Below are 13,027 nucleotides of genomic sequence, written 5' to 3'. Positions count from 1 at the left end.
GCTCAACGCAGATGATGCACCACCTGGTTACTGCTGCCCCGCCAAATCAGCATCGGATCTTTCAGATCCTGCACAAATTTGCCGTCGATCAGCACGTTGATCAGATCCACCACCTGCATTTGCTCATCGTTCAGTTCGTCCAGCTTATAACCCGTCCACACCCAAATATCTTTGCCCGGGCACTCGGCGCGAATGCGCTGCACCAGCTTCAGGATATCCGGAACGTTTTGCGGGTGCAGCGGATCGCCGCCGGAGAGCGAAATCCCCTGGCGTTTGATGCGCGTGTCGTTGAGATCGTCGATGATCTGCTGTTCCATCTCTGTGGTAAACGGCATGCCGGAATTCAGTCGCCAGGTGCTTTTGTTGTAGCAGCCGGGGCATTCATGAACGCAGCCGGAGACAAACAGGGTGCAACGGGTGCCGGGACCGTTGACGATGTCGACAGGATAATATTGATGATACTTCAAAGCGTATAACCACGCCGGGTGTCGCGTAGCGATCCCGGCCTACAATGTGAATGCGAATTGTAGGCCCGGTAAGCGCAGCGCCACCGGGCATAAATGTGGCAGCGGATTAACCGATCTGCCCATTCCCCAGGTGTTTAACCCGGCGCTTCACCTCTTCCTGCTTACCTGCATTGAACGGACGGGCGTCCGGGCTGCCGAGGTAGCCGCACACGCGGCGGGTCACGGAGACGCGGGCGGCGTCGTGGTTACCGCATTTCGGACAGGTGAAGCCTTTGCTGGTGCACTCGAACTCACCGGTAAAGCCGCACTCGTAGCACTCGTCGATAGGCGTGTTGGTGCCGTAGTAGGGCACGTGCTGATAGCTGTAATCCCACACGTCTTCCAGCGCCTTCAGGTTGTGCTGAATGTTCGGGTACTCGCCGTAACAGATAAACCCGCCGCTCGCCAATGGTGGGTAGGCTGCTTCAAAATCGATCTTGTCGTACGGGTTCACCTTTTTCTCCACGTCGAGGTGGAAGCTGTTGGTGTAGTAGCCCTTATCGGTGACACCTTCCACCACGCCAAACTCGGCGGTATCCAGGCGGCAGAAGCGGTCGCACAGGTTTTCGCTCGGGGTGCTGTAGAGGCTGAAGCCGTAGCCGGTTTCCTCTTTCCACCGATCCACCGCGTCGCGCAGGCGCTGCACGATAGCGATACCTTTCTCACGCAGGGCTTCGCTGTCGTAGATGTGCTTGTCGCCAAACAGCGCATTAATGGTTTCGTGGATGCCGATATAGCCCAGCGAAATGGAGGCCCGGCCATTTTTGAAGATCTCCGACACATCATCGTCGGCCTTCAGGCGCACGCCGCAGGCCCCTTCCATATAGAGGATCGGGGCGACACGGGCTTTGACCCCTTCAAGACGGGCGATACGGGTCATCAGCGCCTTACGCGCCAGCACCAGGCGCTCGTCCAGCAGTTTCCAGAATGTTGCTTCATTGCCTTTGGCTTCCAGCGCGATGCGCGGCAGGTTCAGGCTGATCACGCCCAGGTTGTTACGCCCGTCGTGGATCTGCTCGCCGTTCTCATCTTCGTACACACCGAGGAAGCTGCGGCAGCCCATGGGGGTTTTGAACGAACCGGTGACTTTCACCACCTGGTCATAGTTCAGAATGTCCGGATACATGCGCTTGCTCGCGCACTCCAGCGCCAGCTGTTTGATGTCGTAGTTCGGATCGCCGAACTTGTGGTTCAAACCGTCGCGGATGGCGAACACCAGCTTCGGGAAAACCGCAGTTTTGCGGTTTTTGCCGAGGCCGGAAATCCGGTTGCGCAGAATGGACTGCTGGATCAGGCGTGATTCCCAGCTGGTGCCCAGCCCAAAGCCAAAGGTGACGAATGGCGTCTGACCGTTGGCGGTGTGCAGGGTGTTCACCTCATATTCCAGCGACTGGAAGGCGTCGTAGCACTCTTTTTCGGTGCGGGAGCGGGCATATCCATCCGCATCCGGGATCTGCCACTCTTCCGCCACCTGGCGATGCTTGTTGAAGCTGGCGGTCACAAACGGGGCCAGCACTTCGTCGATCCGGTTGATGGTGGTGCCGCCATAAATGTGGCTGGCGACCTGGGCGATAATCTGCGCGGTTACCGCGGTGGCGGTGGAGATCGATTTTGGCGGTTCAATCTCGGCGTTGCCCATCTTGAAGCCGTGCGTCAGCATGCCCTTCAGGTCGATCAGCATGCAGTTGAACATCGGGAAGAACGGCGAATAGTCGAGATCGTGATAGTGAATATCCCCGCGCTCATGGGCCTGCACCACGTCGCGTGGCAGCAGGTGCTGACGGGCGTAGTGCTTAGCCACAATACCGGCCAGCAGGTCGCGCTGGGTGGGGATCACTTTGCTGTCTTTGTTGGCATTTTCGTTGAGCAGCGCGGAATTGGTCTGTTCCACCAGGCCGCGGATCTCCTGGTTCAGGCGACCGCGTTTTTCACGTTCAATATCCCGGTCGTGACGGTATTCAATGTAGGCGCGCGCCAGTTGCTTGTACGGGCCGGACATCAGCTGGTTTTCCACCGCGGTCTGGATCTCGTTAATGTCGACCTTGCTGCGGCCCATCATCTGGTTGCTGACCACCTCTGCGACGGTGGCGCAGTAATCTGCGTCATCGACTCCCGCTGCTTTAGCTGCACGCAGAATCGCTTCCTGAATGCGCTCTGATTTGAAAGGCACGTTACAGCCATCTCGTTTCATCACATGCGGTGTCATGATCACTCCATTTAAGAACAGGTTATCCACAGAGGGAGGAAAAAGGCGCGGGAGCGTAACTCTCGACGCGCACGCGATTTCTCCTGATTTCGACCCTTTTTATCCACAAATTTATGTTGTGTGGTGTCCGTCGTCTTGTGGAAATAATAGACCATGGATACAACATCTTGGGTCGGCGAGCATTCTAAGTTCTATATGTAGTGATTTGCATCAAACAAGTTTGCGATTTATTTGATTCAGGACAAGGTAAAAAACGAAGTGTACAGATGACGCGCGATAGAGGATTTGTAAATTTTGCAAGCCGAAATCGGGGTGATTTTCCACCCAAAAAGCGTGCGCCGGGCAACCGCGCGGTGCCCGGCGCAGAAGGTTATGCCTGTAGCCACCAGACCGCTTCAAACGGTCGCAGGGTCATGGTGCCCGGCTGCGGCGATACCTCGGCATAGTTGCTCATCGCCACCTGCCAGTTGCCGTCCACCGCCTGCGGTTGCCACGGCTGGCACTCGCGGCTCAGGTTAGCCACCACCATCAGCGTCTGGCCCTGCCACTGACGGCGGTAGCACCACAGCGACGGATGATCCGCAAGCAGATCCGCATACTCACCCCAGGTCAGCACCGGCAGGGTTTTACGCAGCTTAATCAGCCCCTGGTAGGTGTAAAACACCGAGTCGGGATCGGCCAGCGCCGCGGCGACGTTGATCGTCTCTGCGTTATCGCCCAGGGCAATCCACGGCTCGCCGGTGGTGAAGCCGGCGTTGGGGGAGGCGTCCCCCTGCATCGGCGTGCGGCTGTTGTCGCGGGATTTGCTCGCGAGGATCGCCAGCAGTTCATCGGCGTCCCGCCCCTGGGTGCGCAGTTCGGCGAACATGTTGTGGCTCTCCACATCCCGGTAATCGGTGATGCGACTGAAGTGCGGGTTGGTCATGCCAATCTCTTCACCCTGATAGATGTAAGGCGTGCCCTGCATGCCGTGCAGCACCATCGCCAGCATCTTCGCCGCCGGGACGCGGTACTCTCCCTCATCGCCAAAGCGCGAGACGATGCGCGGCTGATCGTGGTTACACCAGAACAGCGCGTTCCACGCCCGGTTGTGCATCCCCTGCTGCCAGTGGCTGAACAGGGCCTTCAGCGCCACGAAATCGGGCTTCGCCAGCGTCCACTTCTCGCCGTTGGGATAATCCACCTTCAGGTGGTGGAAGTTAAAGGTCATCGACAGCTCACGCCCATCGAGCGCCGCGTACTGCTGGCAGTGCGCCAGGCTGGTGGAGGACATCTCGCCCACCGTCATCAGATTGCGCGGGGTAAAGACCTCCCGGCTCATCTCCTGCAAAAACGCGTGTATGCGCGGGCCATCGGTGTAGAAGCGGCGGCCATCACCGATCGCATCGTCGGGGAAGTCCTGGTCTTTCGACACCAGGTTAATCACATCGAGACGCAGGCCGTCCACGCCGCGATCGGCCCAGAACTCGCACACCTTTTTCAGCTCGGCGCGCACCTGCGGGTTCTCCCAGTTGAGATCGGCCTGCTCCGGAGCAAAGAGGTGCAGATAGTACTGCTCGCTTTCGGCGTGCCAGCGCCAGGCGTTGCCGCCAAACTTGGAGCGCCAGTTGTTGGGCGCCTGCTCCGGGGTGCCGTCGCGCCAGATATAGAACTCCCGGTACGGGCTGGCTTTATTGAGCGACTCGCGGAACCAGGGATGCTGGGTGGAGGTATGGTTAAACACCATATCCAGCACGATGCGTATCCCGCGCTCATGAGCCTGGGCCACCAGCGCGTCGAAATCATCCAGCGTGCCGTAGGCCGGATCGATGCTGAGGTAGTTTGCCACGTCGTAGCCGTTATCCACCTGTGGGGAGATGTAGAACGGCGTCAGCCAGAGGGCGTCAACGCCGAGGGTTTTGAGGTAGTCGAGACGCGACGTCACGCCGCGTAAATCCCCAGTGCCGCGCCCGGTAGTGTCCTGGAAGCTCTTCGGGTAGATCTGATAGATGACGCCGTTCTGCCACCAGTGAGGAAGGGTATTCATAATGCGTTCCTGCAAATGCGAAGGGGCGCAACTGCGCCCCGAAGAAGATTAAACCGCCTGCAACGTGCCCTGACGATACTTGCGCTGATAAACAACGGTCGTGAGCGCCATCGGCACGACGATCGCCACGGCCATCGCCAGCGCGAAGACCTGCCAGAAGGCGGTCTGGATGGAGAGGATGCCCGGCAGACCGCCGACGCCGATGCCGTTGGCCATCACGCCGTTCAGGCCGCACAGCAGGCCCGCCAGCCCGGAGCCGATCATCGCGCAGAGCATCGGGAAGCGGTATTTCAGGTTGATGCCGTACATCGCCGGTTCGGTGACGCCGAGATAGGCGGAGATGGCCGCCGGAACCGAGATCTCACGTTCGTTATGCTTACGGCTGACGATGATGATGCCGGTTACCGCCGAGGCCTGCGCAATGTTCGACAGGGCAATCAGCGGCCACACCGGGGTGCCGCCGAGGCTCTGGATCATCTGCATATCAATCGCCAGGGTGGTCTGATGCACGCCGGTGATCACCAGCGGGGCATAGAGGAAGCCGAACAGTGCGGCGCCAATCGGGGCGAAGCTGCCGGTCATCAGGTGACGCACCGCGAAGGCTACGCCGTCGCCAATCATGCGGCCAAACGGACCGATAAAGGCGTGGGCGAGGAACACCGCGAGGATCAGGGAGCAGACCGGCACCACCACCAGATAGAGGTAGTCCGGCACCATACGCTTAAGACGGGTTTCAATCATCCCCAGCGCCAGACCGGCGAGCAGGGCCGGGATCACCTGCGCCTGATAGCCCACTTTGGCGATGGTGAACAGGCCGAAGTTCCACACCTCAGGTACCTGCTGACCAAGTAAGTAAGCGTTCATTAACTGCGGAGAGACCAGCGTTACGCCCAGCACGATGCCGAGGATTGGCGTACCGCCCATTTTGCGCACCGCCGACCAGCAGATCCCCACCGGCAGGTAGAAGAAGATCGCCTCGCCAATCAGCCACAGGAAGTCATAGATGCTCTGCAACGCCGGGTAGATCTGCGCCAGGGTTTTGCCGCCGCTCATTGGCACATCGCCAATCAGGTTACGGAAGCCGAGGATCAAGCCGCCGCTGATCAGCGCTGGCAGCAGCGGGAAGAAAATCTCCGCGAAATGTGAAATGAGCTGTTCATGCCACTTCATATTCTGGCGCGCGGCCTTTTTGGCCTGCTCTTTATCCGCCGATGAATGACCGGTGGTGGCCAGCAGCACCTTGTAGTAGTCGCCCACCTCGGTGCCGATCACCACCTGGGACTGTCCGGCGTTGGTGAAGCAGCCTTTCACCATCGACAGCTCTTCGATCGCTTTCGGGTTGGCTTTGGCCGGGTCGTTCAGCACAAAACGCAGGCGGGTAATGCAGTGGCTGACTGTGGCGATGTTGTCACGTCCGCCAACCAGCACGATCAGCTGGTCGATATTCGTTTGTTTTACTTTGCTCATCATGAAACCTCATGACAGATGGTAGGGGTTATGGACTGGGGGCAAGCCTACTCTTTCAACGTAACCCGGAAAATGGGAACGTTCCCGAAATCGGGCGAGGATCACAATAAAGCCTCTTTTGACGCTCAGGAGAGGGTGGCGGGAATGACGATCTGACGCGGTTTGCTGCGGCCGTTAATCTGCTCAATCAATTGTCTGGCGGCCTGGCGGCCGGAGTCGGCGTAGCCGGGATCGACGGTGATGATCTCCGGATGGAGGAACTTCATCAGCGGCGTATTGCCCACGCTCGCCAGCTGCAGGTTATCGATTCGCTGTTCTTGTAAGTACTTACTTGCGCCCAGAGCCAGAGTATCCGTGGCACAGAGCAGGGCGGTGGTCTGCGGGGTCAGCACGTCGGCCACCTTCTCATAACCCTGCTTCATGCCAAGGCCGGGTAACGCGGCTACGGCGGGGAGCGCGTGCTGTTTACAAAACGCGAGGTAGGCAGCATGACGGCGCTGACCGGTGGTAACGTCGCTGTGCGGCACGCCAAGATAGCTGATATGGCGATGGCCGCTCTCATACAGGCGCTGCATCAGGGTAAGGATCGCCCCTTCATCGTCATAGCACACAGAGGCAAACCCGCGGGCATCCCGCGCCATCAGCACCAGCGACGGCTTCCAGGGGATGAGCATCTCTTCATTGATGCCGGTAAAGCCAAACAGCACCACACCGTCAATGTTGCGGCGTTTCAGCATGCCGAGGTGCTCTTCCACCATCTGCGGCGAGAACTTGCTCTCCATCATGATCGGATCGTAGCCCTGCTCATAGAAGGCGGGCAGCATGGTCTGTACGGCCAGGTTCTCTGAAAGCGAATCCAGACGGGTGACGATGATCGCCACCACTTTATCGCTCTGCCCACGCATGGCGCGGGCCGAGCGGGAAGGGGAGAAACCGTGTTGGTTCATAACCGCCTCGACCCGTTCGCGCGTGCGCTGGCTGACACCACTTTCGTTGTTCAGCACCCGTGAGACGGTGGACTTACCCACGCCGCTCAGACGCGCAATATCTTTAATGGTGAGGCGGTTCTGCATGCTTTATATCCTGTTATGCATCAATGAAATAATCACTAATCCTAAGTCGGGTCCCGGGTTGTGCAATGGGCAATGTCTGGTTTACGTTTGGTTTAATACCCGGCCGTTATCATACCGCCCGAATCGCCGGACGCGGTATGGCTAAAACGCTATAGTGCGCTCCGACTTACCTTTTTTCTTACCGGAGGCTGTATGGATCCCGATCCCACCCCTCTCCCGACAGGGAGAACCCGTTCACTCCGGTAAGCCTTTTCACTGCCTTACCGGATGCGTAGGGCAGTGACGTATTCCCGCGTCCCTGCATAACTGATACCGCCGCTCAGGTCTGGCTCTGTCACGTCTGAAGGCAAAACTGCGCCCGTTTTTTGCGGGTGTGGGGGACTTGTTATGTTCAAAAATTTCACACAGCAGCTGTTTACCCGGCTGAGCCGTCACCTGCCGCGCCGTCTGGTGCAGCGCACCCCTATGGCAACCGGCAAAAGCGATGCCGCTATCCCCGCCAACCTTGCCGCCCACTGCCTGCAGGTTGCCGCCATGGATGAGCCCGCCCTGTGGCGGACGTTCGGCAGCCACCCGGAAGGGCTCACCGCCGCCGAGGTTCAGGCTACCCGCGCTCTTCACGGCGAAAACACCATCCCGGCGCAACAACCGGCCCGCTGGTGGGTGCATCTGTGGGCCTGCTACCGCAACCCTTTTAACCTGCTGCTGACGGTGCTTGGTCTTATCTCTTATGCCACCGAAGACCTGTTTGCCGCCGGGGTGATCGCCCTGATGGTGGGCATCTCCACGCTGCTGAACTTTATCCAGGAGGCCCGCTCCACCCGGGCGGCTGATGCCCTGAAGGCGATGGTCAGCAACACCGCCACCGTCCTGCGCACCCTCAACGACAAAGGGGAAAGCGGCTGGCAGGAGATCCCCATTGACCAGCTGGTGCCGGGGGATCTGGTGAAGCTGGCGGCCGGGGACATGATCCCGGCCGATTTACGCATTATCCAGGCCCGCGACCTGTTCGTGGCCCAGGCGTCGTTGACCGGCGAATCCCTGCCGGTAGAGAAAGTCGCCCACAGCCGCGATTCGCAGCAGAAAAACCCGCTGGAGTGCGACACCCTATGCTTTATGGGCACCACGGTAGTGAGTGGTACGGCGCAGGCGATGGTGATCGCCACCGGAGGCAACACCTGGTTTGGGCAGCTGGCCGGGCGCGTCAGCGAGCAGGAGAGCGAACCCAACGCCTTCCAGCAGGGAATTGGCCGCGTCAGCATGCTGCTGATCCGCTTTATGCTGGCGATGACCCCCATCGTGCTGCTGATTAACGGCTACACCAAAGGTGACTGGTGGGAAGCGGCGCTGTTCGCCCTCTCGGTGGCGGTGGGACTCACCCCGGAGATGTTGCCGATGATTGTCACCTCGACCCTGGCGCGTGGGGCGGTAAAACTCTCGAAGCAGAAGGTGATCGTCAAGCACCTGGACGCCATCCAGAACTTTGGCGCCATGGATATCCTCTGCACCGATAAAACCGGCACCCTGACCCAGGACAAGATTGTGCTGGAGCACCACACCGACATCGCAGGCAAGATCTGCGAGCGGGTGCTGGAAACCGCCTGGCTGAACAGCCACTACCAGACCGGGCTGAAGAATCTGCTCGACGTCGCGGTGCTGGAAGGGGTGGATGAAGCCACCGCCCGCGCCCTTTCATCCCGCTGGCAGAAGGTGGATGAGATCCCCTTCGATTTCGAACGCCGCCGCATGTCGGTGGTGGTGAGTGAAGAGCAGGGCGTGCATCAGCTGATCTGCAAAGGGGCATTGCAGGAGATCCTCAATGTTTCTACCCAGGTGCGGCATCACAGTGAAATCGTTCCCCTGGATGAGACCATGCTACGACGCATCAAACGCGTCACCGACAACCTGAACCGCCAGGGGCTGCGGGTGGTGGCGGTCGCCAGCAAGTTCCTGCCCGCGCGGGAAGGTGACTATCAGCGTATCGACGAATCCGATTTGATCCTCGAAGGGTATATCGCCTTCCTCGATCCGCCGAAAGAGACCACGGCACCGGCGTTAAAGGCGCTGAAAGAGAGCGGCATCACGGTGAAAATCCTCACCGGCGACAGCGAGCTGGTGGCGGCGAAAGTGTGCCGCGACGTGGGGCTGGATGCAGGCGAAGTAGTGACGGGCAGCGACATAGAAGCCCTCTCTGACGACGCGCTGGCGCTGCTGGCCCAACGCACCACGCTCTTTGCGCGCCTGACCCCGATGCACAAGGAGCGCATTGTCACCCTGCTGAAGCGCGAGGGGCATGTGGTGGGCTTTATGGGTGATGGCATTAACGACGCCCCCGCGCTGCGTGCGGCGGATATCGGGATTTCGGTCGACGGCGCGGTGGATATCGCCCGGGAGGCGGCGGATATCATTCTGCTGGAGAAGAGCCTGATGGTGCTGGAAGAGGGAGTGATCGAAGGCCGCCGCACCTTCGCCAATATGCTCAAGTACATCAAAATGACCGCCAGCTCCAACTTCGGCAACGTCTTTAGCGTCCTGGTGGCGAGCGCGTTTCTGCCGTTCCTGCCGATGCTGCCGCTGCATCTGCTGATCCAGAACCTGATGTACGACATCTCCCAGGTGGCGATCCCGTTTGATAACGTCGACGACGATCAGATCCAGAAGCCGCAGCGCTGGGAACCGGCAGAACTGGGCCGTTTTATGCTCTTTTTCGGCCCGATCAGCTCGATCTTCGACATTTTAACTTTCTGCCTGATGTGGTTTGTGTTCCACGCTAACACCCCGGAGCAGCAGACTTTATTCCAATCCGGCTGGTTCGTGGTGGGGCTGCTGTCGCAAACGCTGATTGTGCATATGATCCGCACCCGGCGCATCCCGTTCCTCCAGAGCCGCGCCGCCTGGCCGCTGATCGTGATGACGGGGCTGGTGATGGTGCTCGGCATCGCGCTGCCGTTCTCGGGGCTTGCGGGCTATCTGCAACTGCAGGCGCTGCCGCTCAGCTACTTCCCGTGGCTGGTGGCGATCCTCGCCGGGTATATGACGCTGACGCAGCTGGTGAAAGGGTTTTATAGCCGCCGGTACGGGTGGCAGTGATTTTTGCCGGGTAAGGCGAAACCGCCACCCGGCAAATGGCTTTCTTCCCAAATTCAACAACCTGTGATCGCCATCATCCGCCGCGCTTGACGCAAATTTGCGCACATGTTAACAGAATGTTTTGCCTTTTTCGGCCCGTCAAATAAGGAACATTCATGTTACGGTACAGCCTCTTAACCGCCGGGCTTATGCTCGGCTTTTCTGCGTTTGCGGCTCCCGCAGGCGATCTCCCCCTGATGCCCTGGCCTGCAAAGGTCGAACGCCCGGCCACCCAGGGCACGCTGGTGCTGAGCAATAACTTCTCCGTCAGCGTCTCCGGGGACGATCTCGGCGATGCGGTGACCCGTCTGCGCCAGCGGGTGGCGCTGCAAACCGGCTGGACGCTTCAGCCGCAGGCAGAAAAACCAGAGAAGCCTACGGTGACCATCGCCATCGCCCGCAAGGTGGCACCACTGCCTAAACCGGACAGCGATGAAAGCTACAAACTCACCGTTGACGCCAGCGGGGTGAACATTACCGCCAACACCCGCTTCGGCGCGCTGCGTGCCATGGAGACCCTGCTTCAGCTGGTGCAGAACGGCCCGGAAAACACCGCCCTGCCGTGGGTGACCATTGAAGATGCCCCGCGTTTCCCGTGGCGCGGCCTGCTGCTTGATTCGGCCCGCCACTTTATTCCGCTGGAGGATATCAAACGCCAGATCGACGGCATGGCGGCGGCGAAACTCAACGTGCTGCACTGGCACTTGACCGACGATCAGGGCTGGCGGTTTGCCTCGAAGCGCTACCCGAAACTGACCGAGCTCGCCAGTGACGGACTCTTCTACACCCAGGATCAAATGCGTGACGTGGTGCGCTACGCCGCCGCGCGTGGTATTCGCGTGGTGCCGGAAATTGACATGCCCGGCCATGCTTCGGCCATCGCGGTGGCCTATCCGGAGCTGATGAGCGCCCCGGGTCCGTACGAGATGGAGCGTCAGTGGGGCGTGCTCAAGCCGGTGATGGATCCCACCAAAGAGGCGACCTACACTTTCGCCGGCGCGATGATCGCTGAACTGGCGGCGATCTTCCCGGATCCCTATCTGCATATCGGCGGCGATGAGGTGGACGACACCCGGTGGAAAGCCAATCCCGCCATCCAGCAGTTTATGCGCGACAACAAGCTGGCGGACAGCCACGCGTTGCAGGCGTATTTCAACCGCAAGCTGGAGACGATCCTCGAGAAAAACCAGCGCCAGATGGTGGGCTGGGATGAGATCTTCCACCCGGATCTGCCCAAAAGCATCCTGATCCAGTCCTGGCAGGGGCAGGACGCGCTGGGCGAAGTGGCGAAGCAGGGCTACAAAGGGATCCTCTCTACCGGGTTCTATCTCGATCAGCCCCAGTACACCGCCTATCACTACCGCAATGAGATCGTGCCTCAGGGGCTGAACAATGTGGATGTCATTACCGACAGCGACAGCGCCCAGAGCTGGTCCTTCACCCTGCCGCGCCTGAAGGGCAAGCCGCTGGAGGGCAGTTTTACCCTGATAAAAGGCGACGCGGGCTGGCGCGGATTTATTGATTTCAACGGCAAATCCCGACGTGCGGTGCAGGATATCGTCTGGCGCAGCGACAATCAGGTGAGCTTCACCGTCGATACCTGGATGGGGGAGACCCGCCCGGTAGTGACGGTGAAAGAGGACAAGATTGAGGGCTATTTCCTGCTGGGTAACAGCCGTTATCCGGTGACGGGCCAGCGGCTGAATGCGGTGCCGGAGGGGATCGCCCCGGCGGTGCCGGACGCCAGCCAGCAGGCCAATTTGCTGGGCGGCGAGGCGGCGCTGTGGGCGGAAAACGTGGCGGCACCGGTGCTGGATATCAAACTGTGGCCGCGGGCGTTTGCAGTGGCGGAACGCCTGTGGTCGGCGCAGGAGGTGAAGGATATCGACAACATGTATACCCGCCTGCAGGCGATGGATAGCTGGTCGACGGTGTCGGTAGGGTTGCAGCAGCATGCCCGCCAGCAAGTACAGTTTACGCGTCTGGGGAACACCACCGACACGCTGCCGCTGACGATCCTCGCCCAGGCGCTGGAGCCTGCGCACTATTACACCCGTAACCATCTTAAATTCCAGGCCGGAAATTATGATTTGTTTGAGCCGCTAAACCGACTGGCCGACGCGCTGGCGCCGGAGAGCAACCAGGTGCGGCAGATGAACCGCTGGGTTGAGCGGCTGGTGAGCGATGCTGAGGATAGCGAAAGCGCGGAGTCGCTGCGCCATCTCTTTAACCGCTGGCAGAACAATACGCCGGACGTGCTGGCGCTGGCCGAAAACAGCTATCAGCTGAAGGCGATAACGCCGGTGATCCAGACGGTGGACAAGCTGGCGGCGATTGGGCTGCGCTTAACGGATCTGGTGGCGCGTCAGGGGACGCTGGATGATACGGAGATTGCGTCGATTCAGGGCGAGCTGGATAAGGCGGCGCAGATTCAGGATGAAGTGGTGATTGCGGCGGTCTATCCGCTGGAGAAACTGCTGCGCGCGACGCGCAATCAGTAAAAAAATGCCCGGTGGCGCTACGCTTACCGGGCTGACTAAACATTCAGATCCGTAGGCCGGGTAAGGCGAAGCCGCCACCCGGCAAACAGACCACGGTCCTCTGTGCCCGGCCTGTTCAC

The 13,027-nt window shown here is 59.8% G+C and carries 7 protein-coding genes; 2 read left to right on the top strand and 5 right to left on the bottom strand.

Going from position 1 to position 13,027, the window contains the following annotated elements; all coding sequences use genetic code 11:
- Positions 1 to 2: 2 nt before the first annotated feature.
- The 5 genes from nrdG to treR all read right to left on the bottom strand — a co-directional run bounded on the left by nrdG (position 3) and on the right by treR (position 7,278).
- Entirely contained in the window at positions 3 to 467 is a 465-nt protein-coding gene (nrdG, locus tag DVA43_RS15350; RefSeq protein WP_114316053.1) for an anaerobic ribonucleoside-triphosphate reductase-activating protein, read from the bottom strand.
- Between the two features lie 106 nt (positions 468 to 573).
- Positions 574 to 2,712, bottom strand: a complete 2,139-nt coding sequence (nrdD, locus tag DVA43_RS15345) for an anaerobic ribonucleoside-triphosphate reductase (protein ID WP_114316052.1) — start codon at positions 2,710 to 2,712, stop codon at positions 574 to 576.
- Positions 2,713 to 3,082: 370 nt separating this feature from the next.
- Positions 3,083 to 4,738: an alpha,alpha-phosphotrehalase gene (gene treC / locus DVA43_RS15340; RefSeq protein WP_114316051.1), complete on the bottom strand. Its 1,656-nt coding sequence runs from the start codon at positions 4,736 to 4,738 to the stop codon at positions 3,083 to 3,085.
- Positions 4,739 to 4,786: 48 nt separating this feature from the next.
- Positions 4,787 to 6,205 (bottom strand): PTS trehalose transporter subunit IIBC, encoded by a 1,419-nt coding sequence (treB, locus tag DVA43_RS15335; RefSeq protein WP_210406711.1) that lies wholly within the window; start codon positions 6,203 to 6,205, stop codon positions 4,787 to 4,789.
- Between the two features lie 125 nt (positions 6,206 to 6,330).
- Positions 6,331 to 7,278, bottom strand: a complete 948-nt coding sequence (treR, locus tag DVA43_RS15330) for a trehalose operon repressor TreR (protein ID WP_114316049.1) — start codon at positions 7,276 to 7,278, stop codon at positions 6,331 to 6,333.
- A 387-nt stretch (positions 7,279 to 7,665) separates the two neighbouring features.
- Here treR and mgtA point away from each other — a divergent pair, with 387 nt between their 5' ends.
- Together mgtA and DVA43_RS15320 are read left to right on the top strand one after the other, a co-directional pair.
- Positions 7,666 to 10,368, top strand: a complete 2,703-nt coding sequence (gene mgtA, locus DVA43_RS15325) for a magnesium-translocating P-type ATPase (protein ID WP_114316048.1) — start codon at positions 7,666 to 7,668, stop codon at positions 10,366 to 10,368.
- 155 nt (positions 10,369 to 10,523) lie between these two features.
- Positions 10,524 to 12,908, top strand: coding sequence for a beta-N-acetylhexosaminidase (locus tag DVA43_RS15320; RefSeq protein WP_114316047.1), 2,385 nt, complete (start codon positions 10,524 to 10,526; stop codon positions 12,906 to 12,908).
- Positions 12,909 to 13,027 lie beyond the last annotated feature (119 nt).

Source organism: Leclercia sp. W6, assembly GCF_003336345.1.
Taxonomy (GTDB): Bacteria; Pseudomonadota; Gammaproteobacteria; order Enterobacterales; family Enterobacteriaceae; genus Enterobacter.
This window is presented reverse-complemented; position numbering and strand designations above follow the sequence as displayed.